The sequence below is a fragment of the Enterobacter sp. ECC_219_Taxon_10 genome (genome assembly GCF_058354905.1).
Window position 1 is genome coordinate 271,837 of record NZ_CM178005.1, and the last position, 26,173, is coordinate 298,009.

At 56.6% G+C, this 26,173-nt stretch carries 21 protein-coding genes; 12 read left to right on the top strand and 9 right to left on the bottom strand.

Features of this window, described 5'->3' with window-relative positions; all coding sequences use genetic code 11:
- Positions 1–38 precede the first annotated feature (38 nt).
- On the top strand, positions 39–1,802 hold the full coding sequence (aceK, locus tag AC4ICF_RS01180; protein WP_316380640.1) for a bifunctional isocitrate dehydrogenase kinase/phosphatase: 1,764 nt from the start codon (positions 39–41) through the stop codon (positions 1,800–1,802).
- Here the strand turns inward: aceK and iclR are convergent.
- A complete protein-coding gene (gene iclR / locus AC4ICF_RS01185; protein WP_125915538.1) occupies positions 1,756–2,583 on the bottom strand; it encodes a glyoxylate bypass operon transcriptional repressor IclR in 828 nt (275 codons plus the stop codon). The two genes, aceK and iclR, sit on opposite strands and share 47 nt — an antisense overlap.
- Before the next feature lie 193 nt (positions 2,584–2,776).
- Between iclR and metH the strand changes: the two genes are divergently transcribed.
- Positions 2,777–6,460: a methionine synthase gene (gene metH / locus AC4ICF_RS01190; protein WP_316380639.1), complete on the top strand. Its 3,684-nt coding sequence runs from the start codon at positions 2,777–2,779 to the stop codon at positions 6,458–6,460.
- Positions 6,461–6,573: 113 nt separating this feature from the next.
- A complete protein-coding gene (locus AC4ICF_RS01195; protein ID WP_316380638.1) occupies positions 6,574–8,205 on the top strand; it encodes a Na/Pi cotransporter family protein in 1,632 nt (543 codons plus the stop codon).
- Here the strand turns inward: AC4ICF_RS01195 and AC4ICF_RS01200 are convergent.
- Together AC4ICF_RS01200 and AC4ICF_RS01205 are read right to left on the bottom strand one after the other, a co-directional pair.
- The gene (locus AC4ICF_RS01200) at positions 8,202–8,489 is read right to left on the bottom strand and encodes an addiction module antidote protein (protein WP_163330884.1); all 288 of its coding nucleotides are present in this window, start codon (positions 8,487–8,489) and stop codon (positions 8,202–8,204) included. The two genes, AC4ICF_RS01195 and AC4ICF_RS01200, sit on opposite strands and share 4 nt — an antisense overlap.
- Positions 8,490–8,495: 6 nt before the next feature.
- Positions 8,496–8,798: a type II toxin-antitoxin system RelE/ParE family toxin gene (locus tag AC4ICF_RS01205; RefSeq protein ID WP_316380637.1), complete on the bottom strand. Its 303-nt coding sequence runs from the start codon at positions 8,796–8,798 to the stop codon at positions 8,496–8,498.
- Positions 8,799–8,996: 198 nt separating this feature from the next.
- Here AC4ICF_RS01205 and rluF point away from each other — a divergent pair, with 198 nt between their 5' ends.
- Positions 8,997–9,869, top strand: coding sequence for a 23S rRNA pseudouridine(2604) synthase RluF (gene rluF, locus AC4ICF_RS01210; protein ID WP_316380636.1), 873 nt, complete (start codon positions 8,997–8,999; stop codon positions 9,867–9,869).
- Here the strand turns inward: rluF and AC4ICF_RS01215 are convergent, their stop codons facing one another.
- The 3 genes from AC4ICF_RS01215 to lysC all read right to left on the bottom strand — a co-directional run bounded on the left by AC4ICF_RS01215 (position 9,870) and on the right by lysC (position 12,580).
- Positions 9,870–10,142: a YjbD family protein gene (locus AC4ICF_RS01215; protein WP_003860346.1), complete on the bottom strand. Its 273-nt coding sequence runs from the start codon at positions 10,140–10,142 to the stop codon at positions 9,870–9,872.
- Positions 10,143–10,192: 50 nt separating this feature from the next.
- Complete coding sequence (panS, locus tag AC4ICF_RS01220) at positions 10,193–11,137, bottom strand: ketopantoate/pantoate/pantothenate transporter PanS (RefSeq protein WP_320720740.1); 945 nt, start codon at positions 11,135–11,137, stop codon at positions 10,193–10,195.
- 93 nt (positions 11,138–11,230) lie between these two features.
- Positions 11,231–12,580: a lysine-sensitive aspartokinase 3 gene (lysC, locus tag AC4ICF_RS01225; RefSeq protein ID WP_041911575.1), complete on the bottom strand. Its 1,350-nt coding sequence runs from the start codon at positions 12,578–12,580 to the stop codon at positions 11,231–11,233.
- A gap of 374 nt (positions 12,581–12,954) precedes the next feature.
- On the opposite strand from lysC, the gene pgi reads away from it, so the two are divergent.
- From pgi to psiE, 6 genes are all read left to right on the top strand, one after another.
- On the top strand, positions 12,955–14,604 hold the full coding sequence (gene pgi, locus AC4ICF_RS01230; RefSeq protein ID WP_116343975.1) for a glucose-6-phosphate isomerase: 1,650 nt from the start codon (positions 12,955–12,957) through the stop codon (positions 14,602–14,604).
- A 366-nt stretch (positions 14,605–14,970) separates the two neighbouring features.
- A complete protein-coding gene (gene yjbE, locus AC4ICF_RS01235; RefSeq protein ID WP_013095034.1) occupies positions 14,971–15,213 on the top strand; it encodes an exopolysaccharide production protein YjbE in 243 nt (80 codons plus the stop codon).
- A gap of 63 nt (positions 15,214–15,276) precedes the next feature.
- Complete coding sequence (locus tag AC4ICF_RS01240; protein WP_316380634.1) at positions 15,277–15,915, top strand: YjbF family lipoprotein; 639 nt, start codon at positions 15,277–15,279, stop codon at positions 15,913–15,915.
- Positions 15,912–16,652 (top strand): capsule biosynthesis GfcC family protein, encoded by a 741-nt coding sequence (locus AC4ICF_RS01245; RefSeq protein WP_316380633.1) that lies wholly within the window; start codon positions 15,912–15,914, stop codon positions 16,650–16,652. The genes AC4ICF_RS01240 and AC4ICF_RS01245 overlap by 4 nt, the downstream gene beginning before the upstream one ends.
- Complete coding sequence (locus AC4ICF_RS01250) at positions 16,649–18,745, top strand: YjbH domain-containing protein (protein ID WP_028015126.1); 2,097 nt, start codon at positions 16,649–16,651, stop codon at positions 18,743–18,745. The genes AC4ICF_RS01245 and AC4ICF_RS01250 overlap by 4 nt, the downstream gene beginning before the upstream one ends.
- Before the next feature lie 162 nt (positions 18,746–18,907).
- On the top strand, positions 18,908–19,318 hold the full coding sequence (gene psiE / locus AC4ICF_RS01255) for a phosphate-starvation-inducible protein PsiE (RefSeq protein WP_000202963.1): 411 nt from the start codon (positions 18,908–18,910) through the stop codon (positions 19,316–19,318).
- 96 nt (positions 19,319–19,414) lie between these two features.
- On the opposite strand, the gene malG is transcribed toward psiE, so the two are convergent.
- From malG to malE, 3 genes are all read right to left on the bottom strand, one after another.
- Positions 19,415–20,305, bottom strand: a complete 891-nt coding sequence (gene malG / locus AC4ICF_RS01260; protein WP_006810496.1) for a maltose ABC transporter permease MalG — start codon at positions 20,303–20,305, stop codon at positions 19,415–19,417.
- Positions 20,306–20,319: 14 nt separating this feature from the next.
- Positions 20,320–21,864 (bottom strand): maltose ABC transporter permease MalF, encoded by a 1,545-nt coding sequence (malF, locus tag AC4ICF_RS01265; RefSeq protein ID WP_163330887.1) that lies wholly within the window; start codon positions 21,862–21,864, stop codon positions 20,320–20,322.
- Positions 21,865–21,988: 124 nt separating this feature from the next.
- On the bottom strand, positions 21,989–23,179 hold the full coding sequence (malE, locus tag AC4ICF_RS01270; protein ID WP_061099581.1) for a maltose/maltodextrin ABC transporter substrate-binding protein MalE: 1,191 nt from the start codon (positions 23,177–23,179) through the stop codon (positions 21,989–21,991).
- A gap of 370 nt (positions 23,180–23,549) precedes the next feature.
- On the opposite strand from malE, the gene malK reads away from it, so the two are divergent.
- Positions 23,550–24,659, top strand: a complete 1,110-nt coding sequence (malK, locus tag AC4ICF_RS01275) for a maltose/maltodextrin ABC transporter ATP-binding protein MalK (protein WP_028015130.1) — start codon at positions 23,550–23,552, stop codon at positions 24,657–24,659.
- Between the two features lie 71 nt (positions 24,660–24,730).
- Entirely contained in the window at positions 24,731–26,074 is a 1,344-nt protein-coding gene (locus AC4ICF_RS01280) for a maltoporin (RefSeq protein ID WP_316380632.1), read from the top strand.
- Positions 26,075–26,173: the final 99 nt, after the last annotated feature.

Sequence of the window (26,173 nt, forward strand, 5' to 3'; positions counted from 1 at the left end):
CTCTCCCCTCCGGGGAGAGGGTTGGGTAAGGGGAATATATGTCGCGTGGCCTGGAATTACTGATTGCCCAAACTATTTTGCAGGGCTTCGATGCCCAGTATGGTCGTTTTCTTGAAGTGACATCCGGCGCGCAGCAGCGCTTCGAACATGCAGACTGGCATGCGGTTCAGCAGGCCATGAAGCAGCGTATCCATCTCTACGACCACCACGTGGGTCTGGTGGTGGAGCAGCTGCGCTGTATTACCGACGGTAAAAGCCCGGACGCGGAATTTTTACTGCGCGTGAAAGAGCATTACACCCATCTGTTACCCGACTACCCTCGCTTCGAGATTGCGGAGAGCTTTTTCAACTCCGTCTATTGCCGGTTATTTGACCACCGCTCGTTATCTCCTGAGCGGTTATTTATTTTTAGCTCCCAGCCGGAGCGACGCTTTCGTTCCATTCCGCGTCCGCTGGCGAAAGACTTCTTTCCCGATCGCGGATGGGAAAAGCTCCTGCACCGCGTATTAACCGATTTGCCGCTGCGCCTGCCCTGGGAGAATAAAGCCCGGGATATCGGCTATATCCACGCGCATCTCAATGAAACCTTCGGCGAGGCGGTGCTTAGCCGTAGCCATTTGCAGGTGGCCAACGAGCTTTTCTACCGTAATAAAGCCGCCTGGCTGGTGGGCAAATTGGTTACGCCGACGGCCATCGTGCCGTTTCTGTTACCGATCCACCGTACCGACGACGGGGAACTGTTTGTCGATACCTGCCTGACCACCAGCGCCGAGGCCAGCATCGTGTTTGGCTTTGCCCGCTCCTATTTCATGGTATACGCCCCGCTGCCTGCCGCCCTGGTGGAGTGGCTGCGCGAGATCCTGCCCGGTAAAACCACCGCCGAGCTGTATATGGCGATTGGCTGCCAGAAGCACGCCAAAACGGAAAGCTACCGGGAATACCTGCGCTACGTCACCACGGCTGATGAGCAGTTTATCGAAGCGCCCGGCATTCGCGGTATGGTGATGCTGGTCTTTACGCTTCCGGGTTTTGACCGGGTCTTTAAGGTGATAAAAGACAGATTCGCGCCGCAGAAAGAGATGAGCGCCGCGCACGTCCGCGCCTGCTATCAGCTGGTTAAAGAGCATGACCGCGTCGGGCGCATGGCGGATACCCAGGAGTTCGAAAACTTTGTGCTGGATAAACAGCAGATCGACCCGGCGCTGATGACGCTTTTGATGCAGGAAGCGCCCGCGAAAATCACCGATCTGGGCGACAAAATTGTGATAAGCCATCTCTACATTGAGCGCCGCATGGTGCCGCTGAATATCTGGCTTGAGCAGTCCGACGGTCAGGCGCTGCGGGATGCCATTGAAGAATACGGCAACGCGATACGACAGCTTGCCGCCGCTAATATTTTCCCGGGCGACATGCTGTTTAAAAACTTCGGCGTCACAAGACACGGGCGGGTGGTATTTTACGATTACGACGAAATTTGCTACATGACCGAGGTGAACTTCCGCGATATCCCGGCACCACGTTACCCGGAGGACGAACTGTCCAGCGAGCCCTGGTACAGCGTTTCGCCGGGCGATGTGTTTCCGGAGGAGTTTCGCCACTGGCTGTGTGCCGACCCGCGCATCGGCCCGCTATTCGAAGAGATGCATGAGGATCTTTTCCGCGCCAGCTACTGGCGCGGGCTGCAAACGCGGATCAAAAATGGGCATGTGGAAGATGTGTACGCTTACCGCCGCAAGCAGCGGTTTTGTGTGCGGTTTAACGAATCCCACCGTACGCCAGCGTCACCTCTTTCGCCGCCTTAATCACCAGCGCGCCCAGCTCGGTCACGCGGTCGTCGGTCATACGTGAGATGGGGCCAGAGATGGAGATCGCGGCGAACGGCTCGCGGTGCTCGTCAAAAATGCAGGATGCCAGGCAGCGCAGGCCCAGGGCATGTTCTTCATCATCAAACGAATAGCCGCGCTTGCGGGTTAACGCCAGATCTTCTTTCAGATGCACCGGCGACACCAGCGTGGCGTGGGTGTAGGCGTGCAGACCTTTGCGGTGCAGCAGCCCCGTCACCTGCTCTTCGCTCAGCTGCGAGAGAAACGCTTTCCCTGCGCCGGACGCGTGCATCGGCAGTTTGCCGCCAATCGGTGCGGACATACGCATCAACTGCGTACACTGCACCTGGTCGATGATAATCGCCTGATGGTCGCTCTGGTCCAGCACCGCCAGGTTCACCGTCTCGCCGGACTCCTCCATCAGCTTGCGCAGAATCGGATGCACAATCGCCAGCAGGTTACGGCTCTGCAGGAAGCTGCTGCCCACGATAAACGCGTGTGCGCCCACCGCCCAGTGCCCCAGCTCGCCTACCTGGCGGACAAAGCCCAACTGCTGCATGGTGGTCAGCAGGCGGTGCGTGGTGGAGTTCGGCAGGCCAGCCTGCTGGGCCAGCTCCGTCAGGGCTACGCTGCCGTGCGACTCGGCTATCCATTCCAGCAGCTTCAAACCGCGCGTGAGCGACTGAACCTGTCCGCCAGGTTGTGCGGCAGTGGTGGCGGCAGGTTTTCTGCCGCGTTTAGCGGGAACGGTCGCGACCATGACGATCTCCTTTTTCTGTATCGTGGAAATCATTTTCGTTTTATTTGGTGGATTTGCAACCGCTTTCCTGACTGATCGGAGGAGTGATGGTGAACATGTCTCATGTTACCGCAGTGTGACTTTTCCACCCTGCGAGATTGTGCCAGTATGGAACGCAGCCTTTTGGCCTTGTTGAGCGTTGTCGGGAGCAAGTGTGAGCAGCAAAGTAGAGCAACTGCGTGCGCAGTTAAATGAACGAATTCTGGTGCTGGACGGCGGCATGGGCACCATGATCCAGGGCTATCGTCTGAGCGAAGACGATTTCCGCGGCGAACGCTTCGCCGACTGGCCCTGCGATCTGAAAGGCAACAACGACCTGCTGGTGCTCAGCAAGCCGTCCGTGATTAAGGATATCCACAACGCCTACTTCGAAGCGGGTGCGGATATCGTTGAAACCAACACCTTCAACTCGACAACCATCGCCATGGCGGATTACCAGATGGAATCCCTGTCGGCGGAGATCAACTTTGAAGCGGCGAAGCTGGCGCGCGCCTGCGCCGACGAGTGGACGGCCCGCACGCCGGATAAGCCGCGCTACGTTGCCGGGGTGCTTGGCCCGACGAACCGCACCGCGTCGATTTCACCGGACGTGAACGACCCGGCGTTTCGCAACATCACCTTTGACCAGCTGGTTGTCGCCTACCGTGAATCGACCAAAGCGCTGGTGGAAGGTGGTTCCGACCTGATCCTGATTGAAACCGTATTCGACACCCTCAACGCCAAGGCCGCGATTTACGCGGTGAAAGAGGAGTTCGAGGCGCTGGGCGTTGACCTGCCGATCATGATTTCCGGCACCATCACCGACGCCTCCGGCCGCACCCTGTCCGGCCAGACAACCGAAGCGTTTTATAACTCCCTGCGTCACGCTGAAGCGCTCTCCTTCGGCCTGAACTGCGCGCTGGGGCCGGACGAACTGCGCCAGTACGTGCAGGAGCTTTCGCGCATCGCGGAATGCTACGTCACCGCCCACCCGAACGCTGGTCTTCCGAATGCATTCGGTGAATACGATCTGGATGCCGACACTATGGCGGCGCAAATCCGCGAGTGGGCCGAGTCTGGCTTCCTGAATATCGTCGGCGGCTGCTGCGGCACCACGCCGGAGCACATCGCCGCCATGAGCCATGCGGTAGCGGGTCTTCCGCCACGCAAGCTGCCCGAGCTTCCCGTTGCCTGTCGTCTGTCCGGCCTGGAGCCGTTGACCATCGGCGACGACAGCCTGTTTGTGAACGTGGGTGAACGTACTAACGTCACCGGGTCTGCAAAGTTCAAGCGTCTGATCAAAGAAGAGAAGTACAGCGAGGCGCTGGACGTTGCCCGCCAGCAGGTGGAAAGCGGCGCACAGATTATCGATATCAACATGGACGAGGGGATGCTCGACGCCGAAGCGGCGATGGTGCGTTTCCTCAACCTGATCGCCGGTGAGCCGGACATCGCCCGCGTGCCGATCATGATCGACTCCTCCAAGTGGGAAGTCATCGAAAAAGGGCTGAAGTGCATTCAGGGTAAAGGCATCGTCAACTCTATCTCGATGAAAGAAGGCGTTGATATCTTTATCCACCACGCGAAGATGGTCCGCCGCTACGGTGCCGCCGTGGTGGTGATGGCCTTTGACGAAGTGGGCCAGGCGGATACCCGCGAGCGCAAAATCGAGATTTGCCGCCGCGCGTACAAGATTTTGACCGAAGAGGTGGGCTTCCCGCCGGAAGACATCATCTTTGACCCGAACATCTTCGCCGTCGCGACCGGGATTGAAGAGCACAATAACTACGCCCAGGACTTTATCGGGGCGTGTGAAGATATTAAACGCGAGCTGCCACATGCGCTGATCTCCGGCGGCGTGTCGAACGTGTCGTTCTCCTTCCGCGGCAACGATCCGGTGCGAGAAGCGATCCACGCCGTGTTCCTCTATTACGCCATCCGCAACGGGATGGACATGGGGATCGTCAACGCCGGACAGCTGGCGATTTATGACGACCTCCCTGCCGAGTTGCGCGACGCCGTCGAGGACGTGATCCTTAACCGCCGCGACGACGCGACCGAGCGGTTGCTGGATTTGGCCGAAAAATACCGTGGCAGCAAGTCGGATGACGCAGCCAACGTTCAGCAGGCCGAATGGCGCTCCTGGGACGTGAAAAAGCGTCTGGAATACTCGCTGGTGAAAGGGATTACCGAGTTCATTGAGCAGGATACCGAGGAAGCGCGTCAGCAGGCAGCCCGTCCGATTGAAGTGATTGAAGGCCCGCTGATGGACGGCATGAACGTGGTCGGCGATCTGTTCGGCGAGGGCAAAATGTTCCTGCCGCAGGTGGTGAAATCCGCCCGCGTCATGAAGCAGGCCGTCGCCTATCTGGAACCGTTTATCGAAGCCAGCAAAGAGAAAGGCTCCAGCAACGGTAAAATGGTTATCGCCACCGTGAAGGGCGACGTGCACGACATCGGCAAAAATATCGTCGGCGTGGTGCTGCAGTGTAATAACTACGAAATTATCGACCTTGGCGTGATGGTCCCGGCGGATAAAATTCTCAAGACCGCGCGCGAAGTGAACGCCGACCTGATTGGTCTCTCCGGGCTGATCACCCCGTCGCTGGACGAGATGGTCAACGTGGCTAAGGAGATGGAGCGTCAGGGCTTCACCATTCCGTTATTGATTGGCGGGGCGACCACCTCGAAAGCGCACACGGCGGTGAAAATCGAGCAGAACTACAGCGGCCCGACGGTCTACGTGCAGAACGCCTCGCGCACGGTGGGCGTGGTCTCCGCGCTGCTCTCCGACGCCCAGCGCGACGACTTTGTGGCGCGCACCCGCAAAGAGTACGAAACCGTCCGCATCCAGCACGGACGTAAGAAACCGCGCACCCCGCCTGTTTCACTTCAGGCGGCGCGCGATAACGATCTGGCCTTTGACTGGTCCAGCTATACGCCACCGGTCGCGCACCGTCTGGGTGTGCAGGACGTGACGGCCAGCATCGAAACGCTGCGTAACTACATCGACTGGACGCCGTTCTTTATGACCTGGTCGTTGGCGGGCAAATATCCGCGCATCCTGGAAGATGAGGTGGTAGGCGAGGAGGCGAAACGCCTGTTTAAAGATGCCAACGACATGCTCGACACGCTGAGCACAGAGAAAACCCTCAACCCGCGCGGCGTGGTGGGCCTGTTCCCGGCGAACCGCGTGGGCGATGACGTGGAAATCTACCGCGATGAAACCCGCACCCACGTGCTGGCGGTCAGCCGCCATCTGCGCCAGCAAACCGAAAAAGTGGGCTTTGCCAACTACTGCCTGGCGGATTTCGTCGCGCCGAAGCTGAGCGGGAAAGCCGACTATATCGGTGCGTTTGCGGTAACCGGCGGGCTGGAAGAAGACGCCCTGGCGAACGCGTTTGAAGCGCAGCACGATGATTACAATAAAATCATGGTGAAAGCGATTGCCGATCGCCTGGCGGAAGCGTTCGCCGAGTACCTCCACGAGCGCGTGCGCAAGGTGCACTGGGGCTATGCGGCGAATGAGAACCTCAGCAACGAGGAGCTGATCCGTGAAAACTACCAGGGCATTCGCCCTGCGCCGGGCTATCCGGCCTGCCCGGAGCACACCGAAAAAGGCACCATCTGGAAACTGCTGGACGTAGAAGCCCATACCGGCATGAAGCTTACCGAATCGTTCGCCATGTGGCCGGGCGCGTCCGTGTCCGGCTGGTACTTTAGCCATCCGGACAGCAAGTACTTCGCCGTGGCGCAACTGCAGCGGGATCAGATCGAAGATTACGCCCTGCGCAAAGGCATGAGCGTGTCAGACGTCGAGCGCTGGCTGGCGCCGAATCTGGGCTACGACGCGGACTAACGTCACTTTTCCTTACAACAAACAGGGCACCTCAACGGTGCCCTGTCTCTTTCTTACGTTTAAACCCTTATACTTAATCATAAAATCTATAACGATAAGGAGAACCCACTTCCGTGCTGACGTTGTTACATTTGCTTTCGGCAGTCGCACTGCTCGTATGGGGCACCCATATTGTCCGCACCGGCGTGATGCGCGTGTTTGGCGCGCGCTTACGTACCGTTCTCAGCGGCAGCGTTGAGAAGAAGCCGCTCGCCTTCTGCGCGGGTATCGGCGTGACGGCGCTGGTGCAAAGCAGCAATGCCACCACTATGCTCGTCACCTCGTTCGTGGCGCAGGATCTGGTCGCGCTCGCCCCGGCGCTGGTGATCGTGCTGGGCGCTGACGTCGGCACCGCGCTGATGGCGCGTATCCTGACCTTTGACCTCTCGTGGCTCTCGCCGCTGCTGATTTTTATTGGCGTCATTTTCTTCCTTGGCCGCAAGCAGACGCGTGCCGGGCAGCTCGGACGCGTCGGCATTGGCCTCGGCCTCATCCTGCTGGCGCTGGAGCTGATCGTGCAGGCGGTGACGCCTATCACCCAGGCGAACGGCGTGCAGGTGATCTTCGCCTCGCTGACAGGTGACATCATGCTGGATGCGCTGATCGGGGCAGTGTTTGCCATCATCAGCTACTCCAGCCTGGCAGCCGTGCTGCTGACGGCCACGCTCACCGCAGCAGGCGCGATCTCCTTCCCGGTAGCGCTGTGTCTGGTGATAGGCGCTAACCTCGGCTCTGGCCTGCTGGCAATGCTCAACAACAGCGCCGCCAATGCCGCTGCACGTCGCGTGGCGCTCGGGAGCCTGCTGTTTAAGCTGGTGGGCAGCCTGATTATTCTGCCGTTTGTACACCCGCTGGCGAACCTGATGGACAACCTCCCCCTGCCGAAAGCGGAGCTGGTGATCTACTTCCACGTGTTCTATAACCTGGTGCGCTGTCTGGCGATGGTGCCGTTTGCCGCACCGATGGCCCGCTTCTGCGAGAGGCTTATCAGCGACGAACCGGAGCTGGACGCGCGCCTTAAGCCGAAGCATCTGGATACTTCCGTGCTGGATACCCCCGCGTTGGCTATCGCTAACGCCGCCCGCGAAACGCTGCGCATGGGCGACGCGATGGAAACCATGCTCGAAGGGCTGAAAAAGGTGATGCACGGCGAGCCGCGCGAGGAGAAGGAGCTGCGCAGGCTGGCGGACGACATCAACGTGCTGTATACCGCCATCAAGCTCTATCTGGCGCGTATCCCGCAGGACGAGCTGGCGGAGGAGGAATCCCGCCGGTGGGCGGAAATCATCGAGATGTCGCTCAACCTCGAGCAGGCCTCGGATATCGTCGAACGTATGGGCAGCGAAATCGCCGATAAATCGCTGGCCGCGCGTCGGGCGTTCTCCGTTGAAGGGCTGAAGGAGCTGGAAGCGCTCCACGAACAACTGGTGAGCAACCTCAAGCTGGCGATGTCGGTCTTCTTCTCCAGCGACGTACCGAGCGCTCGCCGCCTGCGCCGCAACAAGCATCGTTTCCGCATCCTCAACCGCCGCTATTCGCACGCCCACGTTGAGCGTCTGCACCAGCAGAACGTGCAGAGCATCGAAACCAGTTCGCTGCATCTGGGGCTGCTCGGGGATATGAAGCGTCTCAACTCGTTGTTCTGCGCGGTGGCGTACAGCGTGATGGAGCAGCCGGATGAAGACGACGAGCGGGGTGAGTATTAATCTCCGGCATGTTTGATTGTTAGCCCAAGACCCAATGCTTTCATGACCGCCAGAGTGGTTTTAAGCGTTGGGTTTCCTTTCTCACTGAACGATCGATACAGTTGTTCTCGTGATAGACCCGTTTGCTGTGAAATGGTCGACATTCCTTTCGCGCGCGCGATGACGCCCAGCGCTTTAGCAATATACGCTGAGTCGCCAGTTTCTAATGCATCAGCCATAAATACGGCGATTTCCTCGTCATCCACCAGCGCGTTTGCTGGATCGTAGGATGTTAATTTATGCATGCTCATTCACTCCTGCCATTGGGATACATTGCTCAGCATTTTTGCCACAAGTATGTCTCTGGCCTGGCTGCTTTTGTCACCACCACATAACAGCACGATGATGCAATTGCCCTGGTCTTTAAAATAAATTCTGTAGCCTGGACCATAGTGGATCCTCAGCTCACTTATACCTTCCCCAACGGGTTTAATGTCGCCCGCTAAACCATTTGCCAACCGAAAGAGGCGGGAAGCGATAATGGTCTTCGCTCGCCGATCTTTTAAGTTTTGCTCCCAGCGTTGGAAGGATTCTGTCTGAACAATCTCCTTCATATTACTCCCTGTAATTTATAAACTACAAATTAATTGTTTCTGGAGAGTAAAACTAAAAGGAGTTAGCACAAGGATAAATGGCCTGACGCTAAATCCTGAAAGCGTCTCGCAAACTAAAAAACCCGCTTCAGTTACCTTCAGCTAATCTTTTTTTTCGGCCCAAACCTAAGGTATATTTCGCCCTTCACAGGAGAAACTATGCTGCCAACTCAATCAACCCGATTAAACAAATACATTAGCGAGAGCGGGATCTGCTCACGTCGCGAGGCTGACCGTTACATTGAACAAGGTAACGTGTTTCTTAACGGCAAACGCGCCACCATCGGCGATCAGGTGGTCCCTGGCGATGTGGTTAAAGTGAATGGTCAGCTCATCGAACCGCGTGATGCAGAAGACCTGGTGTTTATCGCGTTGAACAAACCGGTTGGGATTGTCAGCACCACGGAAGACGGCGAGCGGGACAACATCGTTGATTTCGTGAACCACAGCAGCCGCATCTTCCCGATTGGCCGTCTGGATAAAGACTCTCAGGGGCTGATTTTCCTCACCAATCACGGCGATCTGGTCAACAAAATCCTGCGTGCCGGTAACGACCACGAGAAAGAGTACATTGTGACGGTAAATAAGCCGGTCACGGACGAATTTATTCGCGGCATGGGCACCGGTGTGCCGATCCTCGGCACCGTCACGAAGAAGTGTAAGGTCAAGAAAGAAGCCCCGTTCGCGTTCCGCATTACGCTGGTGCAGGGCCTGAACCGACAGATCCGCCGCATGTGCGAGTACTTCGGCTATGAAGTGACGAAGCTGGAACGCACGCGCATCATGAACGTCAGCCTGTCCGGTATTCCGCTGGGCGAGTGGCGTGACTTAACAGATGACGAGCTGATTGAGCTGTTCAAGCTTATCGAGAACTCCTCGTCCGAGGCGAAGCCGAAAGCTAAAGCAAAACCGAAAACGCAGGCGATTAAGCGTCCGGTGGTGAAGGCGCCGCAGGCGGAAGAGAAAGGGCGAGGCAAGCCGGGTAACGGAAAACGCTTTACCCAGCCGGGGCGTAAAAAGAAAGGGCGCTAACTAGCGCCTTCCACGGGTAGAGGTATTGGCCGACCAGGAAAAGGTCGCCTCTGCATCCGGCTTATAAGCCTGCTCTTTTTTCAGCTTGCGGGCTTTTTTGGCCGCAGCCTCACGCTGCGCCATCAGCTTATCGATGTACTCTTTTTTCACCTGATTGGTTTCGGCGTTCGTCAGCGTGCGGCCATGCGCGATGCGGGCGCGGTCGAGAAGCGTTTTAAGTTCACGCTGCTCCGCTTCCGTCATGTCTTTCTGGGTCAAACGTGGTGTAGCCATTGCTGAAGCCTCCTGATAGAGAGGCTTCAGTGTAAAGCAAGCAGCGTAAATTAACCCTGCTTCACCGCATCTTTTTTCGTTTGCTCATCAATCGGTTTGCCGGACCAGTAGCCCGCCAGCAGCGAGCCGGAGAGATTATGCCAGACGGAGAACAGCGCGCCCGGCAGGGCCGCCAGCGGCGAGAAGTAAATTTTACCCAGCGCCGCCGCCAGGCCGGAGTTCTGCATGCCTACCTCGATAGCCAGCGTGCGGCAGGTGGACTCGTCAAAGCCAAACAGCTTCCCGCCCCAGTAGCCGCCCAGCAGGCCAATCGTGTTATGCAGCACCACGGCGACGATCACCACAATGCCTACGGAAGCAATGTGCGATGCGGAACCCGCCACCACGGCGCTAATGATCGCCAGAATGCAGACCATCGAAAACGCGGGCAGGTACGGCTCAACGGCCTTCACTACGCGCGGGAAAAGATGGTGAATGACCAGCCCCAGCGCAATCGGGATTACTACTATCTGCAGAATGCTGAGCAGCATGCCCATCACGTCCACCTGAATATGCGCATCCACGTACAGGCGGGTTAACAGCGGCGTGGCAATCACGCCCACCAGCGTGGAAACGGAAGAGATGGTAACGGAGAGCGCCACATCACCTTTCGCAAGATAGATCATCACGTTAGATGCCGTACCGCTGGCGACGCTGCCCACTAGCACCATCCCGGCGGAGAGATCGGGCGGCATCTTAAAGGCCATCGCCAGCAGCCAGGCCGCGAGCGGCATCACCAGGTAGTGCAGGAAGATCCCTGCGGCCACCGGCGCCGGGCGCGACAGCACGCGTTTAAAATCGTCGATTTTCAGGTGCACGCCCATGCCGAACATAATCAGCATCAGCAGCGTGGTGACCCACGGGCCAATGCCGGTGAACGTGGTGGGCGTGTAATAAGCGAGTACCGAGAGCAGCAGCGCCCATAGCGGGAACAGCCGGGTGATAGCGGATAACATAGTGAATTCCTTGCAGTATTGTCGTGTTGTTTAGTTATAAAAAAGCCGGGTCTGTGCCCGGCTTATAGGTATTGTTTATCGTGCTAACGAATTTTATTCAAACAAATTCTGATGAAGTTTCTGCACCACCTGCTCAGCCTGATCGGCAGGCACGAGGAAGCAGAGGTTGTAGCTTGAAGCACCGTAGCAGATCATACGGATGTTGAACGGGTCGAGCACGCCGAACACCTCTTTGCCCACGCCGCAGGCGCGCGACAGCTTGTTACCGATGATGGCCACCAGCGCCAGGTCTTCTTCCACCTCCACGCGGCACAGTTCAGACAGCTCAATCAGCAGCGACTGCGTCAGCAGGGTGTCGCCGGTCGAGGTGGAGCCAGTGGTGTCCAGCGTCAGCGCAATGCTCACTTCGGAGGTGGTAATCAAATCTACAGAGATGTTATGGCGCGCCAGAATGCCAAACACTTCCGCCAGGAAACCGCGGGAGTGGAGCATATTGTGGCTGTGGAGCGTCACCAGCGTCTGGCGACGGCGCAGGGCCAGGGCGCGGAACAGCGGCGGGTTCTCGGTTTTCTTGCAGACCAGCGTCCCGCCCGCTTTTGGATCTTTACTGGAGCCAACGAAGACCGGAATATCGCTGCGCACGGCGGGCAGCAGCGTTGCCGGATGCAGCACTTTCGCGCCGAAGGTGGCCATTTCCGCCGCTTCTTCAAAGGCGATCACATCAATACGTTTCGCCGCGGAAACGACGCGCGGATCGGTGGTGTAAATACCCGGCACGTCAGTCCAGATATCCACGCGCGTTGCATGCAGGGCCTCGCCCAGCAGCGCGGCGGTGTAGTCGCTGCCGCCACGGCCAAGCGTTGTCGTGCGTCCTTTCGCTTCGCTGCCGATAAAGCCCTGGGTGATCACCATGCCTTCTGCCAGGCGCGGAGCCAGCTGCTGGTTTGTGAGCTCGGCCAACATCTCAACGTCCGGTTCGGCGCGGCCAAAACGATCGCTGGTACGCATCACTTTACGCACGTCAAACCACTGCGCCTGAACGTTACGCTCGCGCATGATTTCAACGAACAGCAGGGTAGACATCAATTCACCGTGGCTGACCAGTTCATCGGTCAGGGCGGTAGAGGTGGCCAGAGACGCCGCTTCTGCCAGGGTGGTGATATTTTCCAGCAGGCGTTCCACTTCTTCGCGGATCACGTTTGGATTCTGCAGACGTTCAAGGATGTCGAACTGAATTTTGCGCAGTGCATCCAGCTTTACGAAACGTTCTGTCGCTTCCAGTCCTTCAGACAGAGAAACCAGCAGGTTCGTCACGCCGGCAGATGCAGAGAGCACCACCAGGCGGGTATTCGGATCGGCCAGCACCACATCGGCGCTGCGGTTCATGGCATCGTAATCGGCCACACTGGTGCCGCCAAACTTGGCGACCACAAAACTCGTCATAACAACCTCGTGTCAGGGAATGAATAAGCGACCTTGGCACAAGAGTGAAACGAAAACAGGTGCAGGCGCAAAATACGGCCCTATAAATAAAATGTGGGGGAGGTCCTGTCAATGCTGGGATTATGCGGATTTTTTATGGGGGGGTACCCCTGAGAAACAGGACTTATAACAGGGCCATATTTTATGCTCCATTTTACCCTGTTTTGACCAACATTTCGCCGCCCCGGGAGGGCTCTTCAGCAGCTATACTTTTCGGGTCTTTTCACCTGTGTTTGATACAGGCCAGGGCAATGGCATAAAAACCATCACAATTTTTATTTGCAGGCGCTACAATCGACCGCAGTCACAATTCTCAAATCAGAAGAGTATTGCTAATGAAAAACATCAACCCAACGCAGACCGCTGCCTGGCAGGCACTACAGAAACATTTTGATGAAATGAAGGACGTCACCATCGCGGATCTGTTCGCGAAAGATGCCGATCGTTTCACTAAGTTCTCCGCGACCTTCGATGACCTGATGCTGGTGGATTTCTCCAAGAACCGCATTACCGAAGAGACGCTGGCAAAACTGCAGGATCTGGCAAAAGAGACTGAGCTTGCCGACGCCATCAAATCCATGTTCTCCGGCGAAAAGATCAACCGCACCGAAGACCGTGCCGTGCTGCACGTGGCCCTGCGTAACCGTAGCAATACGCCAATCATCGTTGACGGCAAAGATGTGATGCCGGAAGTAAACGCGGTGCTGGAAAAGATGAAAACCTTCTCCGAAGCGATCATCTCAGGTCAGTGGAAAGGTTACACCGGCAAAGCAATTACGGATGTTGTTAACATCGGTATCGGCGGCTCTGACCTCGGTCCGTTCATGGTGACCGAAGCGCTGCGTCCGTACAAAAACCACCTCAACATGCACTTTGTCTCTAACGTCGATGGTACCCACATCGCCGAAGTGCTGAAGAACGTAAATCCGGAAACCACCCTGTTCCTGGTGGCGTCCAAAACCTTCACTACTCAGGAAACCATGACCAACGCCCACAGCGCGCGCGATTGGTTCCTGAAAACCGCGGGCGACAACAAGCACGTGGCGAAACACTTCGCGGCGCTGTCCACCAACGGTAAAGCCGTCAGCGAGTTCGGTATCGACACCGCGAATATGTTCGAGTTCTGGGACTGGGTTGGTGGCCGCTACTCTCTGTGGTCTGCAATCGGCCTGTCCATCATCCTGTCCGTGGGCTTCGACAACTTCGTTGAGCTGCTCTCTGGCGCGCACGCAATGGACAAACACTTCTCCACCACTGCACCTGAGAAAAACCTGCCGGTGCTGCTGGCGCTGATTGGGATCTGGTACAACAACTTCTTCGGCGCTGAAACCGAAGCAATTCTGCCGTACGACCAGTACATGCACCGCTTTGCGGCCTACTTCCAGCAGGGGAACATGGAATCCAACGGTAAGTACGTTGACCGTAACGGCAACGCGGTGGATTACCAGACTGGACCAATCATCTGGGGCGAGCCGGGTACCAACGGTCAGCACGCGTTCTACCAGCTGATTCACCAGGGCACCAAAATGGTACCGTGCGATTTCATCGCGCCGGCGATTACACACAACCCGCTGTCCGACCACCATCCAAAGCTGCTGTCTAACTTCTTCGCACAGACAGAAGCGTTGGCGTTCGGTAAATCCCGCGAGGTGGTAGAGCAGGAATACCGTGACCAGGGTAAAGATCCGGCCACGCTGGAGCACGTTGTGCCGTTCAAAGTGTTCGAAGGCAACCGTCCAACCAACTCCATCCTGCTGCGTGAAATCACGCCATTCAGCCTGGGCGCGCTGATTGCGCTGTACGAGCACAAGATCTTCACTCAGGGCGCTATTCTGAACATCTTCACCTTTGACCAGTGGGGCGTTGAGCTGGGCAAACAGCTGGCAAACCGTATTCTGCCAGAGCTGGGTGACGATAAAGTGATCGACAGCCACGACAGCTCCACCAATGGTTTGATTAACCGTTATAAAGCATGGCGTGCGTAATTAATATGTCATGAAAAATGCCGGCGATATGCCGGCATTTTTTTATCGGATAATTCCTGATGTCTGTTAGTTAACTCAAATTCTGACTCTGAGTTTAATCTGAAAAAGGCGCTTAACCTGCTAATTGCTGCGGTTTATTTTAAGAAAATACGCAGAAGTAAGATAATAAAATTATATTATAACTTATTGATTTTAATTGTTAATTTATTTTAATATTTTGTTTTTCTTTTCTGTTTTATCCATTAGTCCGAAAACCACTCCCCTATTTCCCCCCACGGTAAACCCACTGCTGTAGTTGTGTATACTCGATTCCGCCTGAATTTCTTTTCGGGCAAATCTCCATTCATTCATTGAAGGGAAATTGTTATGAAGAAAGTACTGTATGGCATTTTTGCCATATCTGCACTTGCGGCGACCTCTGTCTATGCAGCTCCGGTCCAGGTCGGGGAAGCAGCAGGGTCGGCAGCGACGTCTGCGTCTGCGGGAAGTTCTACCGCAGCCAGCACCAGCACCGTAAGTTCAGCCGTGGGTGTCGCGCTGGCGGCAACCGGTGGCGGTGATGGCTCCAATACCGGAACCACGACCACTACGACAACCAGCACCCAGTAATACCGGGTGTTTTAATCATAACCACACTTCGGTGTGGTTATTTCGCCCCTTCGGAGAAGAGTCGTGAAGCGACCTGCAATCATTCTGATTTGCCTGCTGTTGCAGGCGTGCTCAGCCACCACCAAAGGGCTGGGGCATTCACTGTGGGACAGCCTGTTCGGCACACCGGGCGTGCATCTGACCGATGACGAACTTCAGAACATGCCGTACGCCAGCCAGTACATGCAGCTTAATGATGGCCCGCAACTGTTTGTGGTGCTCGCTTTCGATGAAAACGGGCAGCAGAAATGGGTGACGCAGGATCAGGCCACCATCGTGACGCAGCATGGTCGTATTGTGAAAACGCTGCTCGGCGGCGATAACCTGCTTGAGGTGAATAATCTCGCCGAAGACCCGCTCATCAAGCCAAATCAGATCGTCGACGGCGCAGGCTGGACGCGCACCATGGGCTGGACCGAGCACAAGCAGGTGCGCTACGCCACGGCCCGCTCCACCTTCCGCTGGGACGGTACGGATAGCGTGAAAATGGGCAGCGACGAAACGCAGGTTCGCGTGCTGGATGAGAAGGTGACAACCGACCAGGCCACCTGGCATAACCGCTTCTGGATTGACGAGGAAGGGCAGATCCGTCAGTCCTTACAGTATCTCGGCGCCGGTTTCTTCCCGGTGAAAACCACCCTGATCAAGGCGGCGAAATCATGAAAACGCTCATCCACGCTGCGCTTGTCGCCAGTCTTGCCGCGCCGCTGGCATGGTCCGCAGGAACGGTAAAGGTCTACACGCCGGACAGTGAAAAACCCAAAACCTTAACCAACGCCGAGCATCTGCTCGATCTCGTCGGGCAGCCGAGGCTTGCCAACAGCTGGTGGCCGGGAGCGGTGATTGGCGAGCATCAGGCGACGGTTAAGGCGGAGCAGGAACACCTTGCCTTGCTGGCCCGACTGACGGGTCTGGCGGAGCAGGAAGACGGCGACGATGCCGCAGCCATTAACAGCGTTCGCCAGCAGCTTCAGGCGCTGAAGGTGACAGGCCGCCAGAAAGTCAATCTTGATCCAGATGAAGTGCGCGTCACGGAAAAGGGCAACCCCACGCTTCAAGGGGAGTACACCCTCTGGCTGCCGGTGAAGCCGACGACGGTGACCGTGATGGGGCTTATCAGCAGCCCGGGTAAAAAGCCCTTTACGCCCGGCCGCGACGTGGCGAGCTATCTTGACGAACAAAGCCTGCTGAGCGGCGCGGATAACAGCTACGCATGGATTATTTATCCCGACGGGCATACGCAAAAAGCGCCGGTGGCGTACTGGAATAAACGCCATATCGAACCCATGCCGGGCAGCATCATTTTTGTCGGTTTTGCCGACCATTTCTGGACGAAGGCATATGACGGGCTTAACGCCGATATCCTTCACTCCCTGACACAGCGGATACCGGAAGAATGAAAAGAACCTATCTCTACAGCATGCTGGCGCTCTGCGTAAGCGCCGCCTGCCATGCAGAAACGTATCCGGCACCTGTTGGCCCGTCTCAGTCAGACTTCGGCGGCGTCGGTTTACTGCAAACGCCTACCGCGCGCATGGCGCGTGAAGGGGAAATTAGCCTGAACTACCGCGATAACGACCAGTATCGCTACTATTCCGCCTCCGTACAGCTTTTCCCGTGGCTCGAAACCACGCTGCGCTACACCGACGTGCGTACGAAACAGTACAGCAGCGTCGACGCCTTCTCCGGCGATCAGACCTACAAAGATAAAGCCTTCGACGTCAAGCTGCGCCTGTGGGAAGAGAGCTACTGGATGCCGCAGGTCTCCGTGGGTGCAAAAGATATCGGCGGGACCGGCCTGTTTGATGCGGAATACATCGTGGCCAGCAAAGCCTGGGGGCCGTTTGACTTCTCTCTGGGGCTTGGCTGGGGTTATCTCGGCACCAGCGGCAACGTCAAAAACCCGTTCTGTACCTACAGCGATAAATACTGCTATCGCGATAACAGCTACAAGAAAGCGGGCTCCATCAACGGCGATCAGATGTTCCATGGTCCGGCCTCGCTGTTCGGCGGCGTGGAATACCAGACACCGTGGCAGCCGCTGCGCCTGAAGCTGGAGTACGAAGGGAACGACTACTCGCAGGACTTCGCCGGGAAGATTGAGCAGAAGAGCAAGTTTAACGTCGGCGCCATTTATCGCGTCACCGACTGGGCCGACGTTAACCTCAGCTACGAGCGCGGCAACACGGTGATGTTTGGCTTCACGCTGCGCACTAACTTTAACGACATGCGGCCGCACTACAACGATAACGCGCGGCCTGCCTACCGGCCGGAGCCGCAGGATGCGATTCTGCAGCACTCCGTGGTGGCAAACCAGCTGACGCTGTTGAAATACAACGCCGGTCTGGCCGATCCGAAAATTCAGGTGAAAGGCGATACGCTGTACGTCACCGGCGAGCAGGTGAAATACCGCGACTCGCGGGAAGGGATCGAACGCGCCAACCGGATCGTGATGAACGATCTCCCGGACGGGATCCGCACGATCCGCGTGACGGAGAACCGCCTGAATCTGCCTCAGGTTACAACCGAAACCGATGTCGCCAGCCTCAAGCGCCACCTGGAAGGAGAACCGCTCGGGCATGAAACCGAGCTGGTGCAAAAACGCGTAGAGCCGATCGTGCCGGAAACCACCGAGCAGGGCTGGTATATCGACAAATCACGCTTTGATTTCCATATCGATCCGGTGCTGAACCAGTCCGTCGGCGGGCCGGAAAACTTCTACATGTATCAACTGGGTGCGATGGCGACGGCGGATCTGTGGGTCACCGATCACCTGTTGACCACCGGTAGCCTGTTCGGCAACATCGCGAACAACTACGACAAGTTTAACTACACCAACCCGCCGAACGACTCGAAGCTGCCGCGCGTGCGTACCCGCGTGCGTGAATACGTGCAGAACGATGTCTATGTGAATAACCTGCAGGCCAACTACTTCCAGTACTTCGGCAACGGCTTCTACGGCCAGGTTTACGGGGGCTACCTGGAGACTATGTTCGGCGGCGCGGGGGCGGAGGTGCTGTATCGTCCCGTCGACAGCAACTGGGCGTTCGGGATTGATGCCAACTACGTTAAGCAGCGTGACTGGCGCAGCGCGCAGGACATGATGAAGTTCACCGACTACAGCGTCAAAACCGGCCACCTGACCGCCTACTGGACGCCGTCGTTCGCGCAGGACGTACTGGTGAAAGCCAGCGTCGGCCAGTATCTGGCGGGCGATAAGGGCGGCACGCTGGATATCTCCAAACACTTCGACAGCGGCGTCGTGGTGGGCGGCTACGCCACCATCACCAACGTCTCGCCGGACGAATACGGGGAAGGGGACTTCACCAAAGGGGTCTACGTGTCGATTCCGCTGGATCTCTTCTCGTCAGGTCCGACCCGCAGCCGCGCGGCGGTGGGCTGGACGCCGCTGACGCGTGACGGGGGCCAGCAGCTTGGGCGTAAGTTCCAGCTGTATGACATGACCAGCGATAAGAACATTAACTTCCGCTGATGCTTCACGCCGGGCGGCACTGCGTTTGCCCGGCCTACGGTTTTTGTAGGCCCGGTAAGCGCAGCGCCACAGGGCGAATGCGCCAAACATAAACAAAAAATATAGATCCCCGTCACATTTTTGCGTTATACAGGAATCCCGCCCTGGAGAATGAGGTGCTGTATGACATCCCTGACTCGCCCGCGCGTTGAGTTTATCTCAACCATCCTCCAGACCGTGCTGAACCTCGGTCTGTTGAGCCTTGGCCTGATCCTGGTCGTCTTTCTCGGTAAAGAGACGGTGCATCTGGCGGATGTGCTGTTCGCCCCTGAACAAACCAGCAAATATGCGCTGGTGGAAGGCCTGGTGGTCTACTTTCTCTACTTTGAATTTATCGCCCTGATTGTGAAGTACTTTCAGTCCGGCTTTCACTTCCCGCTGCGCTATTTTGTCTACATTGGCATCACTGCGATTGTGCGGCTGATCATCGTCGATCATAAGTCTCCGCTCGATGTGCTGATCTACTCGGCGGCGATCCTGCTGCTGGTGATCACCCTCTGGCTGTGCAATTCGAAGCGGCTGAAACGGGAGTAAAAAAATGGCGGCCCGAAGGCCGCCGAATAACAGTCACAAGTTGGGTCAATACAATACGTCTAAAGTTGAGGGTTGCAGTGGCATAACAGATGAAACTTAACCTTTCACGCCGCCCGCCGTCAGGCCGTTGACCAGCCAGCGCTGGGCCAGCAGGAACACCACGGTAATCGGGATGGCGGAGAGTACGGCCGCCGCGGCAAAATCGCCCCACAGGTAGTTTTGCGGATTGAGGTATTGCTGCATGCCTACGGCCAGGGTGTAGCTGTTCACATCGCGCAGTAACAGTGAGGCAACCGGTACTTCGGTTATCGCCGCGATAAACGACAGGATAAACACCACCGCCAGAATCGGCACGGACAGCGGCAGCAGCACCAGACGGAACGCCTGCCACGGGGTGGCACCGTCCAGCGACGCCGCTTCTTCCAGCGAGCCGTCGATGGTTTCGAAATAGCCTTTGATGGTCCACACGTGCAGGGCAATACCGCCGAGATAGGCGAAGATCACGCCGCCGTGGGTATTCAGGCCGATAAACGGTACGTACTGGCCGAGACGGTCAAACAGAGCATACAACGCGACCAGAGACAGCACGGCCGGGAACATCTGGAAAATCAGCATGCCTTTTAGCAGCGTCGCTTTGCCCGGGAAACGCATGCGGGCAAAGGCATAAGCACAGGTGGTGGAGAGCGTCACGATGCCGATCGCGGTGATGGTCGCCACCTTCACCGAGTTCCACAGCCACAGCAGCACCGGGAACGGCGGCGGCGTGACGCGGCCATCCGCGTGCTCCACGCTGAAGCCCAACGCGAGCTTCCAGTGCTCCCAGGAGATTTCATCCGGGATCAGGCTCCCGGTGGCGAAGTTGCCCGAACGCAGGGAGATGGCGATGACCATCAGCAGCGGGAACATGATCGCCGCGATGAAAATCAGCAGGCCCAGGTGCGTCGCCAGAAGGCGCAGTTTCTGAGATTTGGGTTGTACCATTGCCATGTTCAGTGCCCTCCTTAGTCAAATTTCATACGTGTGGCTTTCAGGTTCACAATCGCCAGGGCGCCAACCAGCAGGAAGATCAGGGTGGCAATCGCCGCCGCCAGGCCGAAGTCCTGACCGCCGCCGCCCTCGAAGGCGATACGGTAGGTGTAGCTCACGAGCAGGTCGGTATAGCCTGCCGGCGTCGTGGTGCCAAGGCGGTCCGGACCACCGTTGGTCAACAGCTGAATCAGCACGAAGTTGTTAAAGTTAAAGGCGAAGCTGGCAATCATCAGCGGCGTCAGCGGCTTAATGAGCAGCGGCAGCGTAATTTTAAAGAAATTCTGGAACGGACCTGCGCCATCCATCGCCGAGGCTTCATACAGATCGTCCGGGATAGCCTTCAGCAGGCCCATGCACAGGATCATCATGTACGGATAACCCAGCCAGGTGTTCACGATGATAATCATCGAACGGGCGGTGGTCGGGTCGCTGAACCAGGCCGGTTTGATACCGAACAGCGCGCTCAGCATCATGTTGATTTCACCGAAGCTCTGGTTAAACAGTCCTTTGAAAATCAGAATCGAGATAAACGACGGTACGGCGTAGGGCAGAATCAGCAGCACGCGGTAAATCGCTTTGCCTTTCAGCGACTCCCACTGCACGAGACAGGCCAGCACCATGCCCACGGCCACGGTCAGGATCACCGTCAGCACCGAGAACACCACCGTCCAGACGAAGATGGCAAAGAACGGTTTCTGGATGCCTTCGTCGGTAAACACGCGGGTAAAGTTGTCCCAGCCGATGGTGACGGTATAGCCCGGGCTGAGCTTGTCATCACCCCATTTTCCGTCGGCGGTAATGGATTGATAGAAACCAATGTCGTTATTCGGACGGTACTTCACGCCGCTCTGGTTGTTGGTCAGCGTACCGTCATCCGCCAGGGTATAAAGCGGCTGCGTGCCGGAGAACTGGCGCAGCGAGCTCATGGTGACTTTGCTTTCGTCTGGCAGCACGGCGGTGAGCTGGGTCAGCGCCTGACGGTTCTGGGTGATGATACGCAGGTTGGCACGTTCACCTTCCGGCAGGGCCGCAGCCTCTTTTAAGGCCAGCTTCTGCTCGCCGCCAAATTTGAACGCGTCGGAAATATAGTTTTTGCCGCTCTCACCGTCGGTAAGCGCTAACTTCCACTCGTCACCCGCAGGATACAGGCCGAAGTTAAAGGTTTTACCCGCCTGATAAGAGCGATCAAGAAGCACCTGCTGTGCGCGTTCTTGCGCAAGCTGGTTGGTGCTGCTGTAGTTGGTGAACGCAATGGCGATGGTGCAGATCAGTGGGAACAGGACAAACAGCCCCATCCCGGCCACGCCCGGGTAAACATAACGCCAGGCATAGGCTTTACGGTTGGCGAAAATATACAGGCCAGCAGAGCTCAGGATCAGCGTCATGATGGCAAACAGATATTCCCCTTGTACGTACATTAAAACAACAAGGTAACCCACCAGCAGACACAGCAGACCGATCGCTGACCACTTCAGCGCGTCGCTTTGCCACCAGTGCTTCTTTTTAATGACATCCATGGGGTTCTTCCTCTACAACGTTTGATCTTTTCTCCCTCTCCTGGGGAGAGGGCCGGGGTGAGGGCGTGCGGATAGCGACAACCCTCACCCTAACCCTCTCCCACCGGGAGAGGGGACTACGGCATTACTTAGTAATACGACCCTGCGCATCTTTCAGTGCGGCATCGACAGTCTGACGACCGCTTGCAGCGTTGATGACCGCAGTACGGGTGGCGTACCAGAACGCAGCCATCTGCGGGATGTTCGGCATGATTTCGCCTTTCTGGGCGTTATCCATGGTGGCCGCGATGCGTGGATCTTTCGCCAGCTGATCCTGGAAGGATTTCAGCGCCACGGCACCCAGCGGTTTGTCCTTGTTCACTTCACCCAGGCCCTGATCGGTGAGCAGATAGTTTTCCAGGAACTCTTTCGCCAGCTCTTTGTTCGGGCTGGCGGCGTTGATGCCCGCGCTCAGCACGCCCACGAACGGTTTAGACGGCTTGCCGTTGAAGGTTGGCAGCAGCGTCACGCCGTAGTTGATTTTGCTCTTGTCGATGTTGGTCCAGGCCCACGGACCGTTGATGGTCATCGCAGTTTCGCCTTTGTTGAACGCCGCTTCCGCGATGGAGTAGTCGGTATCCGCGTTCATGTGTTTGTTCTTAATCAGGTCAACCAGGAAGGTCAGGCCTTTTTTCGCGCCCGCGTTATCCACACCCACGTCTTTCACGTCATATTTGCCGTTTTCAAACTTGAACGCGTAACCGCCGTCGGCAGCAATCAGCGGCCAGGTGAAGTACGGTTCTTGCAGGTTGAACATCAGGGCGGATTTACCCTTCGCCTTCAGCTCTTTATCCAGTTTCGGGATCTCTTCCCAGGTTTTCGGCGGGTTTGGCACCAGGTCTTTGTTGTAAATCAGAGACAGGGCTTCAACTGCGATTGGGTAAGCGATCAGCTTGCCGTTGTAGCGAACGGCGTCCCAGGTGAACGGGAACAGTTTGTCCTGGAAAGCTTTGTCCGGGGTGACTTCAGCCAGCAGGCCAGACTGCGCGTAACCGCCGAAACGGTCGTGCGCCCAGAAGATGATGTCCGGGCCGTCACCGGTTGCTGCAACCTGCGGGAACTTCTCTTCCAGCTTGTCCGGGTGTTCTACGGTAACTTTGATACCGGTGTCTTTTTCGAATTTTTTGCCCACTTCGGCCAGGCCGTTATAGCCCTTGTCGCCGTTAATCCAGATAACCAGCTTGCCTTCTTCAATTTTGGCGAGCGCTGGGGCGGAAATCATCATTGCTGCAAGGGCGGACAATGCGAAAACACGTGCGCCAGTCTTGATATTCATATCTGCCATCCTTTTTGGTGATGTGCTCGTGGATACATAAGGTGGTTCAACGTGACTCAGTCTCCTTATTTGACATCCTCTTTCCATCCTCCCAACCCCTACGCCCCACCCCCTGTTTGTGTGATCTCCGTTGCATAAATTTAAGTTATGAGTGCTGGCGCACATAAAAACCCACCGAATTTTGCAGGCGGCTTCACGAATTTCGCCTCAGCCCCCCGGCTGCGGTCGCAGAGCCTGCTCTCTCATCCTCCCGCCTCCTCCCCCATAAAAAAGCCGGGGGGTGGAGGATTCACGAAAGTAATGGATACCCCATAGTGAACTTATCTTGAATGTTTCTGTCGGTGACAGGTTGTAACGAAGGGAGAAGGGCATGGCGAGCGTACAGCTGCGTAATGTAACGAAAGCCTGGGGCGACGTAGTGGTGTCGAAAGACATCAATCTGGACATCACTGAAGGCGAGTTTGTGGTGTTTGTGGGCCCATCAGGCTGTGGTAAATCTACTCTGCTGCGCATGATTGCCGGTCTTGAAACCATCACCAGCGGCGATTTGCTGATCGGTGATACCCGAATGAATGACATCCCGCCTGCCGAACGTGGCGTAGGCATGGTGTTCCAGTCTTATGCACTTTATCCCCATCTTTCCGTTGCCGAGAACATGTCTTTTGGCCTGAAGCTGGCCGGGGCAAAAAAAGAGGTCATTAACCAGCGCGTTACGCAGGTGGCGGAAGTGTTACAGCTGGCGCACCTGCTGGAGCGTAAACCGAAAGCGCTTTCCGGTGGTCAGCGTCAGCGCGTGGCGATTGGCCGTACGCTGGTGGCCGAGCCGCGCGTGTTCCTGCTCGATGAACCTCTCTCTAACCTGGATGCCGCGCTGCGCGTCCAGATGCGTATCGAAATCTCCCGTCTGCACAAGCGCCTTGGCCGCACGATGATTTACGTCACCCACGATCAGGTCGAAGCGATGACCCTGGCTGACAAAATCGTGGTGCTGGACGCCGGTCGCGTGGCGCAGGTGGGCAAACCGCTGGAGCTCTATCACTACCCGGCAGACCGCTTTGTTGCGGGCTTTATTGGCTCGCCAAAGATGAACTTCCTGCCTGTTAAAGTGACGGCGACGGCGATTGAACAGGTACAGGTGGAGCTGCCAAACCGCCAGCAAGTCTGGCTGCCGGTCGACAGCGCCAACGTACAGGTCGGGGCAAATATGTCCCTCGGTATCCGTCCTGAGCATCTGCTGCCAAGCCACATTGCGGATGTGACGCTGGAAGGTGAAGTTCAGGTCGTCGAACAGCTTGGTCACGAAACACAGATTCATATCCAGATCCCCGCCATCCGTCAGAACCTGGTCTACCGCCAGAATGACGTGGTGTTGGTAGAAGAGGGTGCCACATTCGCTATCGGCTTGCCGCCAGAGCGCTGCCATCTGTTCCGTGAGGATGGCACTGCATGTCGTCGGTTGCATAAAGAGCCAGGCGTTTAAGCAATCCCAAAAGAAGACACGAAACCGACAGGTGAAGTGTTCAAAGAAAAGCAATGATCTCAGGAGATAGAATGATGATTACTCTGCGCAAACTTCCTCTGGCAGTTGCCGTCGCAGCGGGCGTAATGTCTGCTCAGGCGCTGGCCGTGGATTTCCATGGTTATGCTCGTTCCGGTATCGGCTGGACGGGTAGTGGCGGCGAACAACAGTGCTTCCAGGCAACCGGTGCCCAAAGTAAATACCGTCTTGGTAACGAATGTGAAACCTATGCGGAACTGAAGCTGGGCCAGGAAGTGTGGAAAGAAGGCGACAAGAGCTTCTACTTCGACACCAACGTAGCGTACTCCGTGGCGCAGCAGAACGACTGGGAAGCCACTGACCCGGCGTTCCGTGAAGCTAACGTGCAGGGTAAAAACCTGATCGAATGGCTGCCAGGCTCTACCATCTGGGCCGGTAAGCGTTTCTATCAGCGTCATGACGTACATATGATCGACTTCTACTACTGGGATATCTCTGGTCCTGGTGCGGGTCTGGAAAACATCGATGTCGGTTTTGGTAAGCTCTCTCTGGCAGCAACCCGTTCTTCCGAAGCAGGCGGTTCATCCTCTTTCGCCAGCAACAGTATTTATGATTACACCACTCGTACAGCGAACGATGTCTTTGACGTGCGCCTGGCACAGATGGAAATCAACCCAGGCGGCACTCTAGAACTGGGTGTTGATTACGGTCGTGCTAACCCGCGTGATGATTATCGCCTGGTTGATGGTGCTTCAAAAGATGGTTGGATGTTCACCGCTGAGCACACCCAGAGCATGCTGAAGGGCTATAACAAGTTTGTGGTTCAGTATGCCACTGACTCAATGACGTCTCAGGGTAAAGGCTTGTCTCAAGGTACTGGTGTAGGCATCGATTCTAACTCGGGTTATGCCTACGACATTAACAACAACGGTAGCCTGCTGCGTATTCTCGACCACGGTGCAATCTCTCTGGGCGATCGCTGGGACCTGATGTATGTCGGTATGTACCAGGACATCGACTGGGATAACAACAACGGGACCAAGTGGTGGACCGTGGGTGTACGTCCGATGTTCAAATGGACGCCTATCATGAGCACCTTGCTGGAAGTGGGTTACGACAACGTGAAATCGCAAAGCGCTGACGAAACCAACAACCAGTACAAAATCACCCTGGCACAACAGTGGCAGGCAGGCGACAGCATTTGGTCTCGCCCGGCAATCCGTGTATTCGCAACCTACGCCAAGTGGGATGAGAAGTGGGGTTATGACTACAACGGTAACCCATCTAACAACGCTAACTACGGTAAAGCGTTCAAAGATGGTTTCAATGGAAGCTCCTTCGGTCGTGGCGACAACGACGAGTGGTCCTTCGGCGCCCAGATGGAAATCTGGTGGTAATCCCGTCTTAACCTGACGTAATGACCAAACTGAGGGGCGCAAGCCCCTCAATCCTTGGGACGGCGCGCTATTGCCTGGCTACCGCTGAACCTGTGCATT